We start from the raw sequence: 19,869 nt of genomic DNA, 5'->3' as shown, positions 1-19,869 counted from the left end.
GAGTTAATGACAGCAAACCTTTTATCCTTATTGGACAAAAATGGCTACACGGTTTTTCAAACCAAGGCGTATTTTATTGTGAGGAAAAAGGTATTTACCTCATTTTGGCTCACGTTTCTACTCCTTTCAATTGGGTTATTGTTTTTTTCACTTGGGACATTGATTTTGATGAATAGTCAAACAGAGATATACTCATTGGTTATTTTGCTGATCACAATCGGCGTTGGCTTGATACTTTTACCTTTTATTAGTTATTTGACGGCTGCCTATCGCAGTTTGGTTATTGATCTCGACAATAAAACTTTGTTGTTCAGGGCGGGTTATTCAAGGGCCTATCTATTTACAGAAGTCAACGAACTGAAACTTGAAGTCCAAGCCAAACAAACTGGGACTGATCCATTCTCAAATTCAAATAAAGAGTTCCATTATACTATTACAGCTTATATGGATGGTGGGGGAAAAGAAGAATTGTTGTCCTTAAAATTTAGAGATGAAGAAAGCGAACGCTACCTTTTTGATATCAAAGATTATTTTCAAACGTTGCTGACTTTCAGTCATTAGTATTTTAAATGGAGGTTTTTTCTTGTAAGCACAAGTATGGTGAATTCAGGGTCTTCATGCTCAATCGTAATTATGAGTCCACTGTTTCCTTGTGGAATCACCACTATCCCTTTCTGATCCTTAAACCCATACCATAAACGAAGTTTTTTTCCTTTGAAGACTGCAACTTTTGCATCATTTAAGTGTTGTGTTATTAAGTTTTTTGCTACTGACTCTGTCAGTTTTTTATCATCAGTAGTTACTTGTGAGAACTTTATCGTTTCATTGTAATTATTGGCTAAAGACAAGAATTGTGAAGATGGAAATTTTGTGCCATCATCGGTAATTTTAAATCCATCTGGTAGGTTGAATCGAATGCCCAGTCCTTCATTTTCATATACTGGATTTTCGAAATAATAAGGCAAAACCTGACTTGAAACAGGATGCTTTTTACCATTTAAGTTGAATGATTGCACTTGTATATTTGAAATAGGAGGGAAATTTTTGATAGAGAAATTGCTCATGATTTCACCTGTTTTACCTTTGTATAGTACGATTTTCAATGCTGGGTTAGTTTGTATTTCTGAAGTAATATCTTGAATGACCCAAATGTTGTTAATAGCTACTTCTGTCCAAACTTTGGACTGCCAAAACCATTGGTTGTAAACATATCCATACACCTGTCGAGCGGGCAATCCCAATCCTAACGCCAGCTGGTAAAAAGCCAGATCTGGATACGGCTGAGTTTTAGCATAAGATTGGATGCTGTTGAGCTTTTGATTAATACTCAGAGAATTCAACAACAAAGAGTCGAGTACTTGATGTGTTTTAGTCTTTCTCCAGATGATTTCAGAATGAGTGGATGGAATGGAGTCTGTTTTATCCCATGGTGCCTTCTCATTTGAAATGACCAAAACCAAAGAGCTATCATGTTTGGTGATTTTTTGATTGTTGGACTTGAAATATCTAGTTGCTACCGAATCTACCCCTGTAATTTTTAATTTGACTGAGGAGATATTTTGGGGGTCTGGGAATCTGATATTGGACAATAAACGATCCGTATTGGGAATTCCTGATTCAAAGAATTGAGAGGGTCTAATAGTTTTAGTTCGGGTTAGTTTAATTTCCCCGAATGGGGATTTTGAAGTAGTCTCAACTAAATAAAAGTCATTGTCGAACAGGCTGGTTGTTGCTTGAGTCTGGATAGTCTCTTTTACCACTTTAAACTTCTGAGCGTTTTGAATAGAGAATCCTACTAATTCTCTATTGACTTGCACCGTTTGATTTAACTCTGGTGAAAAGGTTGGGTAGCAAATGTTAGCCCCTATGGTATCAAGCCTTTTAATGCTGAGTTTTCTTATTTTCTCTGGTCCATAAACGATGTTCACATTTTCGAACTTTAGTTCATAACCTAAAGTATCCTGAAAAATTTGTGACCATGAAATGGATTTCAAATACCCGGAATCCGATTCAACGAAATGAGCGTCCGATGTGAACTGAAGTGAATCTGTTAGTGTAAGTAATTGAACGTTTAGGAAAGTGAAAGTATGAATGCTTTGATCTATTGCTGTGATTTGCTTAAAGCTTCCCGCTCGGTGATTGTTTATTTCTACTTGGTATTGAAATTCTTGAGAAAGGACAAGATGGTGGGTGAAAAGTATAGAAAAAATAAGAATCAGTATTCGCATTGAAAAAGGTTGATTTCAATCTACGGAACAATATAAATAAAAAAAGAGCACTGATGATTTCAGTGCTCTTCAATTTGAATGTTTTTCAGCTTCTTAAAAAATGGTCTGAACGATGTCGTTGAAAAAGGCGAAAACCATCAAGCTCAATAAGATCACCATACCTACCTTCTGTGCGTTTTCCAAGAATTTATCTGAAGGTTTTTGACCAGATACAATTTCATAAGTCAAGAATACCACATGTCCACCATCTAGCGCAGGAATTGGTAAGAAATTCATAAAAGCAAGTACCATAGACAACAATCCAGTCATGTTCCAGAATTTGTTCCAATCCCAAGTACCACCAAACATTTGTGCGATGCGAATTGGACCACTCAAAGATTTTGACACAGCCACGTCTCCAGAGAATATTTTACCCAATCCTTTAATGTTAGCCCAAACCACATTGAAGGCTTGATTGGTACCAATAGGAATGGCTTCACCAAACGAATATTCATCATGTTGGAAGTTGATTGTTGGATTGGGTTGAAATCCAATAGTCCCTTCAGGAGAAACATGAAAGGTCAAAGTAGCAGTGCTATTGTCAGCTCTTTTTACAGTAGCTACGACATCTTTGTCTTTATTCGCTGTTAGTATTTCTTTCAATTGGTCGAAGTACAATGAAGGTTCATTATTGATCGTAAGAATTTCATCACCAGCCAATAGACCACCATCTGCAGCGGCACTTCCAGCAATCACTTGTCCTACATTATATGGATATCTGAATGCAATGAATTGATCTTTATATTTCTTGTCCGTTAGCTTATTTAAAAAGCCATCTGGGAAAGCCAAATCAAACACAGAATCTCCTCTTTGTACTTTGTAGGTCGGTTGATCTGCAAAAAGCACTTCCATACTTCTCAGGTCAGTGAAACGATCGTAATCTTTGCCGTTGACTTTAAGTATAATGTCACCAGATTTTAATCCGATTTCTTGCCCTAGATCATAAGCCACAATCCCGTGCTTGTTGAGTTCTTCTTTCGGAATATATGAATTGCCATTGCTGTAGACCAAGAATACAAAGATGATGATACCAGTGATTACGTTCACAATAATACCACCCATCATCACGATCAGTCTTTGCCAGGCTGGTTTCGCTCTAAATTCCCATTCTTCTGGCTCGGCAGACATACTTTCGGTATCCAACGATTCATCGATCATTCCTGAGATTTTTACAAATCCCCCTAAAGGAATAGCGCCAAAAGAGTATTCGGTTTCTCCATACTGGAAACCCCAAATTTTAGGAGGGAATCCAATCGAGTACTTTTCTACTCTCATCCCAAAAGCTTTTGCGGCAATCAAATGCCCAAATTCGTGTACACCCACCAAAATGGATAATCCCAACAAAAGTTGGGCTGTCATTATTAGTCCTTCCATCAATTAATTAATTCTGTTGCTAATATTCGAGTTTCTTTATCAGTCTCTACGTAATCGTCAAAATTAGGAGTAGAGATATACGAGATTTTATTGAGACAGGATTCGACTACATCGGACATCTCTAAAAAGCCGATACGGTCTTCCAAAAATTTTGATACCGCAATTTCGTTAGCTGCATTCAATATACAAGGCTGATTGCCGCCTTTTTTTAATGCTTCGAACGACAAAGCCAAATTTTTGAATGTTTCAAGGTCTGGTTTTTCAAAAGTCAGCTCAGGGTAATCCATGAAGTTGAACCTTGGAAAATCATTTTTCAGTCGTTCTGGATAGGTCAAGGCATACTGAATGGGAAGTTTCATGTCCGGCAATCCCATTTGTGCTTTGATCGATCCATCTTCAAATTGCACCATCGAATGGATGATCGATTGGGGATGTACCACTACTTCAATCTGCTCATCAGTCAAGTCAAACAGCCATTTGGCTTCGATGACTTCCAAGCCTTTGTTCATCAGACTAGCCGAGTCAATCGTGATTTTCGCGCCCATATCCCAATTGGGATGCTTGAGTGCTTGTTCTTTTTTAGCTTTCGATAAAAAAGCTCTGTCTTTTCCTCTGAATGGCCCTCCAGAAGCGGTTAATATTATTTTTTCTATTGGATTGGCATATTCACCAGTTAGACATTGAAATATGGCTGAGTGCTCAGAGTCGACGGGTAGGATTGGAACCCTTTTCTTCTTGGCCAGTCTAGTCACCAAATCACCTGCTACTACCAAAGTTTCCTTGTTAGCCAATGCGATGGCTTTGCCCGCTTCTATAGCTCGTAGTGTTGGCTTCAATCCAGCGTATCCCACTAATGCAGTTAAAACCACATCTACTTCTTCTAGCTCAGCAGCATGACAAATTCCATTTTCTCCTGCATAGACTTTGATGTCCAAGTAATCCAAGGCATCAAATACTTTCTGGTATTTGTCTTCATTGGCGATCACTACCAAGTTTGGTTTGAACTGAATCGCTTGTTGGATCAACAAATCAGCATTTTCGTTGGCCGTGATAGCCTCTAGCTCAAAATGATCTGGATTGGCTTCAATGACTTCCAGGGCTTGTGTGCCGATAGAACCTGTTGAGCCAAGAATGGATATCTTTTTCTTCACAATAACTTTTTTGGGGTATGTGCCTGAAGCATTCTTTTGATTTTGCTTTACAACTCTTTATAGTGATTATTCTCTATCCTTATGTCATTTCGACCAAAGGGAGAAATCTTGTTAGTGTTTTGTAGAACGATGAGATTTCTCCTGTCGTCGAAATGACAAGAAAACCTTGATTTCACTTCATATTCTGACATTAAAGTCAAAAACAACTGCAAAACTATAAAGAATAGATGGTTATGCCTGACCTTTTTCAAAGTTCTCAAAGCCATTAAAATTAAATGTCATCTAGCAGCTTAGCGGAGAGATCTTCTTGGCTACTTGCTGTCCGGACCGATCTTCATCCAAATAAAAAGTTTTCTACGGTCGTCCCTCCCTACGAAATGACTTTCAGCGAGGTATTGTATAATCTTAAAGCTTGAGTTTAATCAACTCCTCCGCAATCTTACGATCATTCGATAATCGAGGTACTTTGTTCTGCCCACCCAGCTTACCTTGCGACTTCATGTAGTCGATAAAAGCATTTTTCTTTAGCGGGACGATCTCTAATCTCTCCAGAATATTGCCAGTAATTAGATCATCATAATAGGAGTTGAGTTCCCTCAAATTTTGATCAATGGTATTGGCGAATCGTTCCATATCCTCTGGCATGTGTCCAAATTCTACAAACCATTGGTGCTTGGGCAATCCAGATTCTGGTGTGACTTGTGGAGCTACGGTGAATTCTGTGATTTCTGTCTGGCTTTGCTCTTGTACTGCAGCATTCATTGCCTTTTCCACTTCCTGACCGATGACATGCTCGCCAAATGCCGAAATGAAATGTTTGATTCTGCCCGTTACGACCACACGATAGGGGTCGGTTGAAACAAATGCTACTGTATCGCCAATAGAATAGCCCCAGAGGCCCGCATTGCTGTTGATGATCAAGGCATAGTTGATGCCAGTTTTCACCTCGCTGATGCTAAGTCTTGTTGGATTTTCATCAAAGTATTCATCCGCAGGAATGAATTCGAAAAATATTCCTGAATTGAGAAGCAACAAAAGTCCTTCTTGATCCAAGGTGTCCTGGTAGGCGATGAAGCCTTCGGAAGCAGGATAGGTTTCTACTGAATCAATCGTCTTGCCAATGCTTTCAAATAGTTTGGCTTTGTAGGGTTCGAAATTAACGCCGCCATAGACGAATAGGGAAAAGTCTGGAAATAAGTCTTTGATGGCTTTTCCAGTCTTTGCAGTCAATCGGTCGAAATACATCTGCACCCAAGGTGGAATGCCCGAAATGAGTGTCATGTTTTTTTGATACGTCTCTTCTACGATTTGATCTACTTTTTGCTCCCAATCCTCTATACAGTTTGTTTCGTATGAAGGCATTTGATTGGTTCGGAGATAGTTAGGGACATGGTGATTCACTATTCCAGAAAGCCTTCCAGTATGAATGCCGCTGGTTTTCGTCATGATGGGACTTCCCGATAGGAAGATCAAATTGCCATCCAAAAATTGGCTGTTACCAGAATTGTGTACATAGTTTAAAAGTGCATTTTTAGCACTATTGATATGATTGGGAACAGAATCTTTGGTGATTGGAATGTATTTAGTACCTGACGTGGTGCCTGAAGTCTTGGCAAAATAGGCAGGAAGCCCGGGCCACAGCACATCTGGTTCGCCCATTTTGATTCGATCCACATATGTGCGCAGTGCTTCGTAGTCACCCACAGGAACGGCCTCTTTGAATTCCTGATAGCTGCCGATGTCTTTGAATTTATGATCTTTACCAAAAGCAGTGTTGGTGGCTTTTTTAGTAATCTCAGAAAGAATTTTGTCTTGTACTTCCTTGGGGTTGGAAGCCCATTTGTTTTGCTGGTTGATAATGTATTTGGCGTAAGGCTTGCTTAGTACCGATCGGATGCCCATGTTATTGGTATTTGCTTTGTGCGGTTTTCAACTCTTCGTCTGTCAGCAGTTCTAGACCCACTTCGACTCTTTTTTCATTCACCGAATTTACATCTTCCAAAGGAAACAATACTTGAATGTCATCAACATAATTCCATTGCGTACCATAGATCTGAGGTAGTTTTTTGTTGACTAATATCCTGTCTTTCATGGTAGCCATTTGAGACAAACTTGACTCACCGCGTTTGGCAGAGGCTTCCAGCATAGGATAGTAGCGTTCTCGTACTTGATCATTTGGCGCTTGCTGGATGGCTAAGAATATCGAAATATTGGCTTTTTTGCCAATCACAGAAGTGCCCAACCAGCCATGTTCTGTGAGCACAGCGACTACAAATTGGAGGTGTATTGAATCACGAAAATTAATCAACTGATTGAGCGAATCCATTTGATAAGACTCAAAGCCAAACTCCTGAGCAGTCGGCATCACCGATTGTCTGACTGCTATGCTTTGATCTACAAACTGCTCCAACTTTTGGCGCAAGCCACTATAATCTTGTGCAAAACTCTTTGAAGATAAGAGTACTAGTATGATCAGTAGTTTTTTCAAGTCCAACTCCAGTTATAAGTGTGAATATTTTCTAATGCAGCCACAGTCAAATCAATAGAAGCTTGAATATCGTCTTTGTCGGCCATTTCGATTACCTGATGTAGGTGCCGGGTAGGGATAGATATTGCTCCTGATATGGCGCCATTTTTTCCTTTTTGTTGAATCCCAGAAGTGTCCGTGCCACCAGCAACCAAGATTTCATTCTGCCATTTGATTTTGTGGTCGTCGGCGGTTTTTCTGAGAAAGCTCACCATCCGCGTATCGCAGATCGTCATAGCATCCAATATTTTGATGGCGGTTCCTTTTCCTAGTTCTGTTACATATTCGTGTGGCTGGGCGCCTGGAAGATCGTAGGCGATCGTAGTATCCAAAGCAATCCCAAAATCAGGATTGATGCTATGTGCAGCCACGTTGGCGCCACGAATTCCGACCTCTTCTTGGACGGAGAAGACGGCATACACATCATGCGCATTGTTTTTCAATTGTTTTAGTGTCTCGATCAAAATGAAAACCGAAACTCTGTTGTCTATCGATTTACAATTGACGCAGTTGCCCATTTCGATCAGGTCTCTTTCTCTGGTCACTGGGTCACCTACGGCTACAATTTTTTCTACTTCATCTTTGGGCATGCCCAAGTCGATGAAGTAATCTTCTTTCTTGGCGGGCTTCTCTCTCTCGGCAGGAGACATCACGTGAATCGGTTTGCTGCTCATTACTCCGATAATGTCTTTTTTGCCATGAACGACCACTCGCTGTGCGGTAAAAGTTTTAGGGTCGAAGCCGCCTAGGGTCTGGAATCTTAAAAAGCCGTTGTCATCGATGTGGCTGACGATAAAGCCAATCTCATCCATGTGAGCGGCTAGCATGACTTTCTTTGGGTCGTCGCTGTTGCCTCTTTTGATGGTGACCAGATTGCCCATGTTGTCGATGTGATATTCATCCACATGGTTTTTGATTTCTTCGATCACCAGATTTCTAATACGCGATTCGAAACCTGGTGCACCAGCGATTTCACAAATATTTTTGAGCAAGTGGATATTGAGAGCCATACGATATTATTAAGAATTCCTGTTTAGACTGCGAATTTAAGAATTGATCACAAATCAATAGTTCTAAACTTGAAAGTAAAATAGGATTTTGTTTATTAGGAGTCTGCTCTTGATCTGGTAGATTATGGTTGCTTGGTCTTTAGCCAAGAAAAAACTTAATGTAGGAATGTTTTTACTCACTACACTTTCCTGAAAGTATTTTTTGCCTTGTTGGATTATATGGATTGCCGCTTATATAAAGTTCACTTAGTTCGTTGTTTCTAAGTATCCCTTCCAATGCACAAAAAATGGTAAGATTGCTATTGCTATTTATAAAAATATCTAACCCTGTAGTCTTTGAATTCCAATTTTGTAAACCGTCAAGGCTAGTAATTAGTGTATTGCCGCTAATGTCAAAATCATTCCTTACAAATGACAAGCTTTTCAGCCCAGATACATTTTCTAATGATGCATTGTCGAGAATGATTAAGGACCATCCAACACTTTTTAGATTTTCGAGCCCATCGATATTTTTTAAATTTATATTGCTTGAAATTCTAAGGTTATCATCAACTACTCTCAATGAGGAAAGGGCGTCAATGTTGATAATTTCAGTTGTTGGTTCAATAAAAATACCGATGTTTAAATTTCCAGCAATTCGAGTATACCCTTCAGATCCAAATTCATCTACATCTTCTTGAGTAAGTAAATTTACTTCCCCTTCATAAATCTTTTCAGGAAGTTCATCTTTATCGTCACAATTAGAAAATAATAAAGAAATAGATATGGTAAATATTAAAGTGAATTTCATAGAAGTATATTAGGAAAAGTTCATTTCTTAAACCTAAAATGTGCGCACGAGAAGATTCGAACTTCCACGGGATTGCTCCCACCAGCCCCTCAAGCTGGCGTGTCTACCAATTTCACCACGTGCGCATTTTTGTAGTGATGAGCCCGACGAAGTCGGGGTTGCAAAAATAGATTTATTATCCAATTGCCCAAAGTAATTGCAGAGTTACTGATTAAAATTATGGGAGGAGTATTTTTGTGTGCACGAGAAGATTCGACAGGGCAGACTTTCTGCTTCCACGGGATTGCTCCCACCCCTCAAGCTGGCGTGTCTACCAGCGGAACGCCGCCCGATTTCACCACGTGCGCATTTGTAAGTGATGAGCCCGATGCGATCGGGGTTGCAAAAATAGATTTATTCTCCAATTGCCCAAAGTAAATGTGGAGATTGTGAGAAGATTTTGGTTTAATAGTTTTGCCGCATTTATTGCGGTATCCGTTACTATGACAGCTGCTGTTTGTTCAGGAATGTCGCACAACGGGGTGCGCGAAGGTGGTTTGATTGATGTACGCGGCACGTATAAAATCCCCCTAGCCCCCTTTTTCTAAGGGGGAATGATTTGAGTCACAGCCTCGCCGTACCTGTTACGGCATCTCTCGCTATGAGAGCAGCTGTATAAGCTGGCAGGTCGCGGAATGGGATCCGCGAAAACTCCCTCTTGGAGAAGAGGGCTGGGGAGATTGAGAACGGCAATCGTGCTTATACAATCTCCCAGATAGAATCTACAAAATACTTATTCGAATCGAATAAGTCCTTTTTGACTTTAAATCCTGATTTTTCGGCTAGTCTGTGCAACTGCTTAAGTGAGTATTTTCTGGAGATCTCCGTATGTACTGGTTCCCATTTGGCGAAGTGAAAGGTCTGATTGTCGACTTGGACTTCTTGCTCTTTTTTGCTCAATAGAGCACTTTTGCATTCTCCAGTCACCGGATCATAAATTGGGTGATGCTCGAATTGCTCCACATCGAAGTTGCCTCCTAATTCGCGATTGATTCTTCTTAGCAAGTTGTAGTTGAATTCGGCAGTGATTCCTGTGGGGTCATTGTATGCTAAGAGTATCTTTTTAGGGTCTTTTTTTAAATCTACCCCTATGAATAGCAAATCTTTTGGATTGAGCTTGTCGCTAATGTCAGAAGTGAATGAAAGTGCTTCTTCATTCGTGAAGTTACCAATGTTGGATCCTAGAAAAAGCACTACATTTTTTCTACCATTGTCTTCTTTTAAGCGATTGAGCACCTCAAAATAATCCCCTTGAATGCCTTTGAAAGAAAGGTCGGGCATTTCCTTAGTCAACGACTGTTTCAATTGATCCAATGCATTTTGTGAAATATCGATCGGTATATAGTCAAACGGTATCTCATGACTCAATAATTCTTTCAACAAGACCTTGGTTTTCATGCCATCGCCTGCGCCAAATTCAATCAAATTGAACGGTTCTTTCTCTGGTGAAAATATATTGGCAATTTCACATTTGTGGGTTTGAAATATGTCTAGCTCGGCATCTGTCAGATAATATTCATCCATGTGCATGATTTGCTGGAAGATGGCATCACCTTTTTTGTCGTAGAAATATTTAGACGAGATATGTTTGGTGTCAGCCGAAAGGCCATCAATCACATCCGTCAGGAACTGCTTGTTCTTTATTATTTCTTTTTCTATGGTTTCAAACATGCTTTGCTAGGCGAATTCCAGTGAAATGCCATTTTAAATTAGGGTGAAAAAAATTTCTGTATGATGGTCTGATATGATCCTGAGGTGTGGCAAAAGAGCCTCCTCGTAGTACCATTTGATTGATCATAAATTTGCCATTGTATTCGCCCACAGGTCCCGTTTCAGTTTTGAAGTAGGGGTAGGGCAGATAAGCTGAATTGGTCCACTCCCAAGCATCTCCGTAAAACTGAAAATGATTTTGTTCGGCAGTTTGGGTGGATAGTGCAGCACCTTCTACGAAGTTGGCTTGCTTGTGAATAGTTGACTCGTATTGGTGGCAAGCTACTTCCCATTCGAATTCGGTAGCCAGTCGCATGCCCTTCCATTGTGCGAAAGCCGCTGCTTCGTACTGGCTGATGTGGGTGACTGGTTCGTGCGGATTGAGCTTCTGTAAACCAAAAAAAGTATACTGATGCCACTGGCCATCAATCTGGTGCCAATGCATAGGAGCAAATTCTTTATTTTCTTGCACCCAAGCCCAAGCTTCCATGTACCAGTATTTGAAATTTTGATAGCCGCCTGCTTCTATAAATTCTAAATACTCGCCATTAGTAATCAGTCGATCACCAATTTCAAAATCATGCAAATACACCTGATGTACACCTAATTCATTATCGAAACAAAAACCTTCCTTCTGATGGCCAATGGTGTAGTTTCCTTCTGAAACAGGTAAAAAATTGAGTGACCTGCTTTTTAATGAAGGAATAATTTCCTTTTTGGTGTAAGCAGGGAATAGCGGATTGTTTCCAAGAATGTATTTGATGTCATACATCAACAATTCTTGATGCTGCTGTTCGTGCTGTAGCCCTAATTCTATTAGTTCCGAGACTTGTTCTGATAATTCAGTTTGACTATCTAAAAAGTGAGCCATTTGTTCATCTACATAGGCCCTATACTTATAGACCTCTTCAGTAGTTGGTCTGGTTAAGTTCCCACGGTCGGTACGCAATACTCGTTTGCCAATGCTTTCATAGTAGCTATTGAAAACGTAGTTGTATTCAGCGTGAAAAACATGATAACTTTCGAAATACTCCTCAAGAATCATCTTTTCGAAGAACCAGGTGGTATGACCCAAGTGCCATTTGGGAGGGCTTACATCTACTATGGGCTGAACAACCATATCCTCTTTTTCGAGGGGTGCACAGAGGTGTTGGGTTTGATTTCTTACTCGTTGGTATTTTTCCTTAAAATAGGAAAGTGTAGAATGAGTAGATGCTGTTTGAGTATCGATCGGGATAATACTTTGAGTTAATCGTTAACTTAAAATTAAAGCTTCTTACGTACATTTAGTACGAAAGTTGAACTATTGAATTTCATCTTGTTCTAGTTGGTCTGCCTTCAAGCGTCTTCATAAAAATTTTCAAATCTTCTTTTTCAACGTCCGAAAACCTGATAACTCTAACAAGTGAATCTTGTAATTGGTTCATGGGGTCTAAATTTTGATAATGAGTAAGTACCTCATCTATTGTATTAAAACGACCGTCGTGCATAAAAGGAGCCGTACGAGACAGGTTTCTTATGGAAGGTGTTTTGTATTTGCCTAAATCTGATGAATCTCTAGTAATTCTGAATCTACCAGTGGTCAGTGATAGGTCATCGGAAGAAAAATACTGTTTCAAACCATTGTGGTGAAATTGGTTGTCGGTAAAAAGTGGTGGTTGGTGACAAGAAGCACAATTATTCTTGAATACTACTTGTCCTTTTAATTCCTGATTTGAAAATTGAGCTAAATTTTGTTGTACACTGTCGTATTTTGAGTTGGCTGAAATCAGTGTTCGCATGTACTGGGCGAGTGCTCGACTGACATAAGCGGATGAAACAGAATCAATTCCAAAAGCTTTTTTGAAAGCAGAAGAGTAGTTTTTGTCTTCGTTCAATTGCTGGCAAAGCTGACTCAAGTCTGATCCCATTTCGTGAGGGTTCATCAAAGCAGTAAAAGACAAAGATTCGAGATTTTTCACTCCACCATCCCAAAAGAAGCTTTCTGACCAGGTTAGATTAAAAAGTGGGGGCGTGTTTCTATTAAGGAGTTGACCGCTATGACCTGAACTGAAGGATTTGTTATCAGAGAAGGCTAACTCTGGTTGGTGGCAACTTGCGCATGAAATTTGATTGTTTGCAGATAATCGGGTGTCAAAAAATAGCATTCGTCCTAAAGCAACGCCTTCTTGTGTCAACTCATTTCTGTTGGGAGAAAGGATCGGTTTTGGGAAATAGGATGGGTAGTTTATTTGTAATTTATTTGTTGAATTTGAGTTAGTATTACAACTCCATATTACTGACAGCAGAACTAATAATAATATGGCAAAAAATCGTTTCAGGCTTATGAATTTGTAGTGAGTTGTTAAGTTAAGCAATTATAAAAATAGAGAGTTGAGTAAAAGGATGAATATTAAGGTTGTGATTTTAATGGTGCTCATGCAGGTGCTGTTTTCTTGCGCAGAAGATTCGCAAATCAAAAAGCCTACACCTTATGTGTTTGAACCGCCTGCGCTTTTTGGTGATGATTATATCCTACCAAAGGACAATCCATTGACAGTAGAGGGAATTGCTTTGGGACGAAATCTCTTCTATGAAAAAAGGCTCTCGAGAAATAATCAAGTCTCCTGTGGATCCTGTCACCAGCAAGCAAAAGCATTTACAGATGGAGCTAAATTTAGTACTGGTTTGGATGGAGAATTGACTGGTAGAAGTTCGATGTCTCTCGTGAATCTACTTTGGCAGACGAAGTTTTTTTGGGACGGCCGGGCTTTGAGTTTGGAAGAGCAGGCTCTACAACCTATTCCCGATCATATAGAAATGGACTTGCCACTAGATGAAGCTGTAGAGCGCTTATCGATTTCTGAAGATTATCCTCGACAATTTTTAGAGGCATTTGAAACTGAGAATATTACTGCAGACTTAATAGCCAAAGCCTTAAGTCAATTCATGAGAACCTTGGTGTCTTCAAATTCAAAATATGATAAACACTTGCTAGGACAGGATGTGCTGACTGATCAAGAAAAACTGGGAATGGATCTTTTTTTCACACATCCTGAGCCGACCATAGGCCTGCGAGGAGGCAATTGTGGTGATTGTCATTTGAATATCTTGACAGCAGGAAATCGAAAAGGATTTGAGGGCTTTCACAATAATGGAATAGATAGTGAAGATGCTTTAGAAGATGGGTTAATGACGGTTACGGGAAAAGCAACCGATAAAGGTAAATTTAAAGCCCCAAGTTTAAGAAATATTGCCTTGACAGCTCCATATATGCACGATGGTAGATTTTCCTCATTGGAGGAAGTATTAGATCATTACAATGAAAATGTACAGACCAGTACTACTTTGGATGTTTTAATCTCAGACGCAACTAATAATCCCGAAAATGTGTTACCCGTAATGTTGGGATTGACTGCTGAAGAAAAAGAAGCCATTATCGCTTTTTTGCATACATTAACAGACGAAACCTTTATAAACCATGAAGAATTTTCTGATCCGTTTTAGTTTTTGGTTTGTAGTCTTGTGCGGAATAATTGCTTGCTCAACCGATGATGTGATAGAGACTAAATCTTTGACTTTCAATTTCACTATAAAGGCTGATTTGGAGGATATGGTATTTGAAAGTAAAAAATACTTGACCCCATTTAATCAACAAATAACTTTTGAGCGATTTTCGATTTATCTGAGTAACGTAGCCTTGCGTGATTTAGAAACTAATGAAGTTTACAAAGAGGTTGATAGTTATCACTTGATCAGTTTTGACTCAGAAAATGGCACAGCATCATTCACCATCGACCAAATACCTGCCAGTTATCAAATCTCCGAGATCAAAATGGCCATAGGTGTGGATGCTGAAGCCAATACTTCTATCGATCATGTAGGCGATCTTGATCCTACCAATGGCATGGCCTGGGATTGGAATACGGGGTATAAGTTTTTTCTGATGGAAGGGAGATATTTTGCAGAAGAAGATCCAGTTGGCGAAGAGATCAAAATGCATATAGGTATGGACAAAAACTATTTTGAAAAAGGCTGGTTATTGGATGCGCCTATTTTCATGCTCCAGGATCGATCGATCGACTTTCATGTCAATGGATATGTACCTATAGGTACCATTGATTTCTCAGAAGGTACAGTTTTCATGAATGATGAAAGAGGAGATGAAGTCGCTCAGAATTATAAGGAGGGGCTTTTGGAAGTAGAAGAGACAAGTAGAAAGTAAAAGTCTTATTCATTAATTTGCATGGCATTAACAATCAATACAGCCATGATGAAAGTATTACAGTATTTTCTAATTCTATCTTTCCTTTTTTGTCAAGCATTCTATGTATCCGCAATAGATAATCGTACTGAGGCTGAGCTCTTAATTAAGGTTGGCGATTCACTAAGGGATTTAAAAGCATTTGAAGAAGCGTTGAATTTCTATAGAAAGGCTGAAAACTTAAACCATGTAAAGAATACTTTAAATATTCGCTTGAAATCTATTTTGAAAATAGCTGAAATGGAGAGAGAGTTGGGTTTGTATGATAAAAGCATTCAAACGGCACAGAAAGGAACAGAATTAAGTTCAACCAATCAAGAAAAATTATTTTTAGCTGAATTTGAAATTGAAAAAGGGAAAACATTTCTATTGAAAGGCAACAATTCAAGTGCTCTAGAATCATTCCAACAAGCGCTTAAATTAAGTATGGAAGCTAGTGAGAGGCCTGAATCTAAGCTTTTGACTGAATGCTATGGGCTTATAGGTGATACTTATGTAGCTATGCATATATATGATTCCGCGATAGTCAATTTGGAAAAAAAACTAAAAACACTAAATAAAATACCTGAGAGGGATAATTACAAATTAGCACCAACACTTAATAGTTTAGGTTTAGCCTATTTAGGTCGTAAAAATTATAAAATTTCAAAAAGCTTTCTAGATAGTTCTTACAATTTAGTTAAGGATCATTATGGCAATTTATCAACTGAACTGGGTTCTATATATGGGAATCTAGGCACATATTATAAAAGTTTAGCTCTTTATGATTCTGCTTTATATTATTATGGTTTGGCACTACCCAAGCATGTTGCTAAGCTAGGGGAGAGTCATCCTGAAGTCGCAGCTGAATTAATAAACCTTGGGGATTTATTCCTTAAAAAAGGAGATTTTAAATCCGGATTAAAGAAGTATAAGGAGTCTCTATCCATACATAATAAAATTGGAAAAACTGAGAATGCAAAAGTCGCTTTCTTGTACTATAAAATTTCAGGAGCTTATATCTATATGAATCAATTTGATTTGGCATTGGAATACATTGATTTTGCTATTGATGTTGTGCAAGTAGAAGGGGAAAAAGAGGATGGTTTGTTGATGTGGTTTTTTTCGAGAAAAACCACCTTAATGGAAAGGCTTAATCAATATGAAATGGCATTTTCAATTTATAAGGAGTCTACAAATAAGTGGGGGACAAATAGACCGAGCGCTGCAAACGATAATTACACTATAGGAAGGTTGTTTGGTAAAATGGGTAATGAAGATTCTGCCGTATACTATCTCAAAAAATCCTTGGACATAGAAAAAAAAGTTTATGGAGATTCTCACCCTCAAATTGCATGGACCTTATTAAGAGTGTCAGATTCCTATAGGAAAATGGGGCAAATGGAAGAAGCCTTAAAAGGCATATTTAAAGTATTAGAAATACAAAAAAAGTATTATGGAGATAAACATTATAGTGTAGGCTCTGCATACAGAATCTTGGCTAATTTGTATTACGACCTAGGACTTTATGGTGAATCTTTAAAAGCGAATCAAAATGCCTTAATTGCTAATGCTTTGGATTTTAATGATAGTTCAATTGTTCATAACCCATTGGGGGTTCATGCACAAAATGTTACTGATTTATTTATTACGTTGCTCCAAAAAGCACTTTGCTTTGAACAAATAGGGGGGGCTGAGAACCTCAATCATGCACTCAATTGTTATTATCAAGCAGATAATGTACTTAAAGAAATTAGAAGAGATAAAACAAATTTGAAAGATAAAATGACTTTTGAAGCTCACGCAAATCAGATGTATCAAAGAGCTGTCAGCGTTTGCATGAAACTCAATGAAATGAGCAAAGACGCCAAATATTTGGAAGAGGCATATGTTTTTACTGAGAAAAATAGGAGGGGAAATTTGTCACAAGCTGTGGCCAAAAATTCTGCAGAAGATTTTGAAATTTTACCTCGTTCAATAATACAAATAGAGGATCAAATCAAAGTGGATCAAAATTTTTATGAGAATCAGATAAAAAAAATGAAGGCCTCAAAGGATGGTTATGATACTACAAAATTAGTGAACTTAGAAAGTTTGCTATTTGGTCTCAATCGTAAAAGGGATTCTTTAGTAGGAGTTTTTGAAAAAGATTTTCCTCGCTACTATCAACTCAAATACTATCAGGATATAAGTGGGATAAAAGAGCTTAAAAATAATCTTCCCGGTCAAACAGTATTATTAGAATATTTTGAAGGTGATTCAACAATCTATTTATTTGCGATTGCAAAAAATGACTTTAGAGTTTCGGTGATCCCATCAAAAGGAGAGATTAATAACCAGATAGATCTATTTAGAGAAATTCAGTACTATTGGAGTATTTCGGATCAATCTGATAGCACTTATCTAAGTTATGTGAGGTGCAGTAGTTATTTGAAGTCCTCTCTTCTAGGTGATAACATTGATGATTTTCTTGAAAAAAATCGCATCCAAAATTTGGTGATTGTTCCTGACGGGAAACTGTCGTACCTTCCTTTCGAAATTTTGTTAACGGATGACAATTTCAAGCAAGTTGGAGACTACAGCTCATTGCCCTATCTTATTAAAGATTACAATATAAGTTATGCCTATTCAGCCACCTTAAATTTTGAATTTAATAACCGGTTGAGAAAGGGGCCTTCACCTAGAGGATATATTGGGTTTGCACCTTCCTACACCACTTTGCCCTTGGATTCTTCAAATTTGTTAGCAATAGGTAAATTCAGAAGTTCCGTTACGAATTTAGAATGGAATAAGGAAGAGGTATTAACTTCTTCATCCTTAATTGGTGGTGAATATAGGTTGGAGAATGACGCAACAGAATCAAAATTCAAAGAAGATGCTTCAAATTATAATATTCTTCATTTAGCCATGCATGCATTGATTGATGATGAGGATCCAATGCTGTCAAAGCTGGTATTTGCGAAAGATGAAAATGATTCTATCAATGATGGATTATTACACACGTATGAAATTTTCAATATGAATATGAATCCAGAGTTAGTGGTGCTTAGTGCGTGCAATACAGGTTTCGGGAAATTAGAAAGAGGAGAAGGGGTGAATAGTTTGGCTTATGCTTTTGCATATGCTGGATGCCCAAGTATTGTGATGAGTCAATGGCAAGTGGACGACAAATCAACAAGTATACTAATGAAAGATTTTTTTGAAAACCTTTCAGGTGGAATGAGCAAAAGTAAGGCGCTGAGAGAAGCCAAACTTAAATTTCTGAATGATCCCTCTAGTAGATATGCAAACCCTTCTTATTGGGCAGGCTTTGTCCTGATTGGAAATGAAGACGCTCTTGATCAATACAATGGATATGATCTTTTTTACATCTGGATTGGAGTTGGAATGGCCATTTTGGTTGTTGGGTTTTTGATTATAAGAAGGAGAAATTTATCGGTCTAGTTCCTGAAGCATCACCTCAGCTTTATTCGAAAATAGATGATTTGAATTCTTGATTTCAATAAGCACTTCTTTAGCCTTTGAGGATTGTCCAGCCTTGAAGTAGGCCAACGCCAAATACCAATCACTATTGTTTTTAATTGTATTGCTGGTGCTTCCGGAGATTAATTTGAATTGATTGATTGATTGCGTTATCAAATCTTGCTGTAGATAACAGATACCTAGAAACAGCCTATATTTTTCATTTTCGGGATTGAGTTCTGTCAATTGAGTAAATGCTGAAGTTGCTTCTGAATATTTCTTGTTTTTATACAGTAGCATGGCCTGATTTTCATCACTAATGCCTCTGAGATTGTTATCGGCAGGATAGGGCTCGTAATATTTTCCAAACAATTCTTCGTTACTCAGCGAATTGGATTGGTTTAACAAAACAAATGTAGATCCCAATACAAGAGCTATTGCTGCTGCGTATAGCAACCAGTTTTTCGGCCTTTTTTTCTTCTTGTTTTTGGCATTGATGATGTCCTTCATTTCTTCGCCTATGGCCCACGTCTTAATGAAGTTGCTGCTTTGAATGTATTGATCATAACGCTCTTCAAAAGCTTTATCAGCTTTCAATTTTTCATCAAAATCTATCCGCTCTTGATCATTCAAAGTACCGTCAAATCGTCGGTCGAATTGCGCGATATGTTCTTCACTCAAACTCATATTACAAAGTCTTCATGTGTCATTTTACGATCTTGTATCAATTTAGTCAAGTACTTCAGACATCTCGATTTTTTGTTTTTCGCCGCTTGTTCGCTTGCAAGCCCAAATTTTAATGCCAGCTCTTTCATCGATTTCATGTTATAATAGAATCCTTTCAATATATCCTGACATTCTTCCTTCAGTTCCTCCATGATACTTTTGACGGCTTCTACGTCAATCACATGTTCATTGTTTTCTATGATCATCAAACCATCTTCATTTAAAAAGTCTGCTGGCAAATTTTTCTGTTTCCTCAAATGATTCATCCACAAATTTTTGCATATCCCAAACAAGTATGATTTTAGGGAAGACTCGCTGTTGAATTTGTCATTCAATATGTTTTGAAATAGCACCATGGTGCCATCTTGAAAAACATCCTTAGCATCTTCTACGCTACCGGTGTTGTTGAGTATAAAATGCTTTACAGTTGAAAATGAGACTTTGTAGATCGTTTCTAACGCTTCACTTCTAAGTAAAGGATCTCTAGATAATAGGTCGGATTTTAATTGCTCTGTTTGGTTGGTTTTCAAAGCGTGATTTTATGCTGTTCTGAAAACAAATGTAATAAAATTCCTGAATGACTGATTACCT

At 38.3% G+C, this 19,869-nt stretch carries 16 protein-coding genes and 1 tRNA gene; 4 read left to right on the top strand and 13 right to left on the bottom strand.

Going from position 1 to position 19,869, the window contains the following annotated elements; translation table 11 throughout:
- Positions 1-6: 6 nt before the first annotated feature.
- On the top strand, positions 7-561 hold the full coding sequence (locus ABJH98_RS02205) for a hypothetical protein (protein ID WP_348305979.1): 555 nt from the start codon (positions 7-9) through the stop codon (positions 559-561).
- Here ABJH98_RS02205 and ABJH98_RS02200 read toward each other — a convergent pair.
- From ABJH98_RS02200 to ABJH98_RS02150, 11 genes are all read right to left on the bottom strand, one after another.
- Positions 558-2,228, bottom strand: coding sequence for a hypothetical protein (locus tag ABJH98_RS02200; protein ID WP_348305977.1), 1,671 nt, complete (start codon positions 2,226-2,228; stop codon positions 558-560). The two genes, ABJH98_RS02205 and ABJH98_RS02200, sit on opposite strands and share 4 nt — an antisense overlap.
- Before the next feature lie 93 nt (positions 2,229-2,321).
- Entirely contained in the window at positions 2,322-3,641 is a 1,320-nt protein-coding gene (gene rseP / locus ABJH98_RS02195; protein WP_348305976.1) for an RIP metalloprotease RseP, read from the bottom strand.
- A complete protein-coding gene (locus tag ABJH98_RS02190; protein ID WP_348306223.1) occupies positions 3,641-4,795 on the bottom strand; it encodes a 1-deoxy-D-xylulose-5-phosphate reductoisomerase in 1,155 nt (384 codons plus the stop codon). The genes rseP and ABJH98_RS02190 overlap by 1 nt, the downstream gene beginning before the upstream one ends.
- 402 nt (positions 4,796-5,197) lie before the next feature.
- Positions 5,198-6,694 (bottom strand): GH3 auxin-responsive promoter family protein, encoded by a 1,497-nt coding sequence (locus tag ABJH98_RS02185; RefSeq protein ID WP_348305975.1) that lies wholly within the window; start codon positions 6,692-6,694, stop codon positions 5,198-5,200.
- 1 nt (position 6,695) lies between these two features.
- The gene (locus ABJH98_RS02180) at positions 6,696-7,280 is read right to left on the bottom strand and encodes a DUF6624 domain-containing protein (RefSeq protein WP_348305974.1); all 585 of its coding nucleotides are present in this window, start codon (positions 7,278-7,280) and stop codon (positions 6,696-6,698) included.
- Positions 7,277-8,329, bottom strand: a complete 1,053-nt coding sequence (locus ABJH98_RS02175) for a M42 family metallopeptidase (protein WP_348305973.1) — start codon at positions 8,327-8,329, stop codon at positions 7,277-7,279. Before ABJH98_RS02175 ends, ABJH98_RS02180 begins: the two co-directional genes overlap by 4 nt.
- Before the next feature lie 172 nt (positions 8,330-8,501).
- Complete coding sequence (locus ABJH98_RS02170; RefSeq protein ID WP_348305972.1) at positions 8,502-9,119, bottom strand: hypothetical protein; 618 nt, start codon at positions 9,117-9,119, stop codon at positions 8,502-8,504.
- Positions 9,120-9,160: 41 nt separating this feature from the next.
- Positions 9,161-9,244 (bottom strand) — tRNA-Leu (locus ABJH98_RS02165).
- Positions 9,245-9,857: 613 nt separating this feature from the next.
- Positions 9,858-10,829, bottom strand: a complete 972-nt coding sequence (gene egtD, locus ABJH98_RS02160; protein ID WP_348305971.1) for an L-histidine N(alpha)-methyltransferase — start codon at positions 10,827-10,829, stop codon at positions 9,858-9,860.
- Complete coding sequence (egtB, locus tag ABJH98_RS02155) at positions 10,822-12,099, bottom strand: ergothioneine biosynthesis protein EgtB (RefSeq protein ID WP_348306222.1); 1,278 nt, start codon at positions 12,097-12,099, stop codon at positions 10,822-10,824. Before egtB ends, egtD begins: the two co-directional genes overlap by 8 nt.
- A gap of 82 nt (positions 12,100-12,181) precedes the next feature.
- A complete protein-coding gene (locus tag ABJH98_RS02150; RefSeq protein WP_348305970.1) occupies positions 12,182-13,045 on the bottom strand; it encodes a cytochrome c peroxidase in 864 nt (287 codons plus the stop codon).
- A gap of 208 nt (positions 13,046-13,253) precedes the next feature.
- Between ABJH98_RS02150 and ABJH98_RS02145 the strand changes: the two genes are divergently transcribed.
- From ABJH98_RS02145 to ABJH98_RS02135, 3 genes are read left to right on the top strand one after another with little or no spacing between them, the layout of a single operon-like run.
- On the top strand, positions 13,254-14,354 hold the full coding sequence (locus ABJH98_RS02145) for a cytochrome c peroxidase (protein ID WP_348305969.1): 1,101 nt from the start codon (positions 13,254-13,256) through the stop codon (positions 14,352-14,354).
- Entirely contained in the window at positions 14,329-15,072 is a 744-nt protein-coding gene (locus tag ABJH98_RS02140; protein WP_348305968.1) for an MbnP family protein, read from the top strand. The genes ABJH98_RS02145 and ABJH98_RS02140 overlap by 26 nt, the downstream gene beginning before the upstream one ends.
- 45 nt (positions 15,073-15,117) lie before the next feature.
- Positions 15,118-18,534, top strand: coding sequence for a CHAT domain-containing tetratricopeptide repeat protein (locus ABJH98_RS02135; RefSeq protein ID WP_348305967.1), 3,417 nt, complete (start codon positions 15,118-15,120; stop codon positions 18,532-18,534).
- Here ABJH98_RS02135 and ABJH98_RS02130 read toward each other — a convergent pair.
- Both ABJH98_RS02130 and ABJH98_RS02125 read right to left on the bottom strand, forming a co-directional pair.
- The gene (locus tag ABJH98_RS02130) at positions 18,523-19,239 is read right to left on the bottom strand and encodes a tetratricopeptide repeat protein (protein WP_348305965.1); all 717 of its coding nucleotides are present in this window, start codon (positions 19,237-19,239) and stop codon (positions 18,523-18,525) included. The genes ABJH98_RS02135 and ABJH98_RS02130 overlap by 12 nt on opposite strands.
- Positions 19,236-19,808 carry a sigma-70 family RNA polymerase sigma factor gene (locus ABJH98_RS02125; RefSeq protein WP_348305964.1) on the bottom strand — a complete coding sequence of 191 codons (573 nt, stop codon included), beginning with the start codon at positions 19,806-19,808 and terminating at the stop codon, positions 19,236-19,238. Before ABJH98_RS02125 ends, ABJH98_RS02130 begins: the two co-directional genes overlap by 4 nt.
- Positions 19,809-19,869 lie beyond the last annotated feature (61 nt).

The sequence above is a fragment of the Reichenbachiella sp. genome, assembly GCF_039969095.1.
Taxonomy (GTDB): Bacteria; Bacteroidota; Bacteroidia; order Cytophagales; family Cyclobacteriaceae; genus Reichenbachiella.
This window is presented reverse-complemented; position numbering and strand designations above follow the sequence as displayed.

Bases quoted from the DNA above. Each gene is read 5' to 3' on its own strand.
- ABJH98_RS02205 (WP_348305979.1), top strand. From the start codon at position 7: ATGACAGCAAACCTTTTATCCTTATTGGACAAAAATGGCTACACGGTT.
- ABJH98_RS02135 (WP_348305967.1), top strand. From the start codon at position 15,118: ATGATGAAAGTATTACAGTATTTTCTAATTCTATCTTTCCTTTTTTGT.
- egtD (WP_348305971.1), bottom strand. From the start codon at position 10,829: ATGTTTGAAACCATAGAAAAAGAAATAATAAAGAACAAGCAGTTCCTG.
- ABJH98_RS02200 (WP_348305977.1), bottom strand. From the start codon at position 2,228: ATGCGAATACTGATTCTTATTTTTTCTATACTTTTCACCCACCATCTT.
- ABJH98_RS02145 (WP_348305969.1), top strand. From the start codon at position 13,254: ATGAATATTAAGGTTGTGATTTTAATGGTGCTCATGCAGGTGCTGTTT.
- ABJH98_RS02185 (WP_348305975.1), bottom strand. From the start codon at position 6,694: ATGGGCATCCGATCGGTACTAAGCAAGCCTTACGCCAAATACATTATC.
- ABJH98_RS02130 (WP_348305965.1), bottom strand. From the start codon at position 19,239: ATGAGTTTGAGTGAAGAACATATCGCGCAATTCGACCGACGATTTGAC.
- rseP (WP_348305976.1), bottom strand. From the start codon at position 3,641: ATGGAAGGACTAATAATGACAGCCCAACTTTTGTTGGGATTATCCATT.
- ABJH98_RS02140 (WP_348305968.1), top strand. From the start codon at position 14,329: ATGAAGAATTTTCTGATCCGTTTTAGTTTTTGGTTTGTAGTCTTGTGC.
- ABJH98_RS02175 (WP_348305973.1), bottom strand. From the start codon at position 8,329: ATGGCTCTCAATATCCACTTGCTCAAAAATATTTGTGAAATCGCTGGT.
- ABJH98_RS02170 (WP_348305972.1), bottom strand. From the start codon at position 9,119: ATGAAATTCACTTTAATATTTACCATATCTATTTCTTTATTATTTTCT.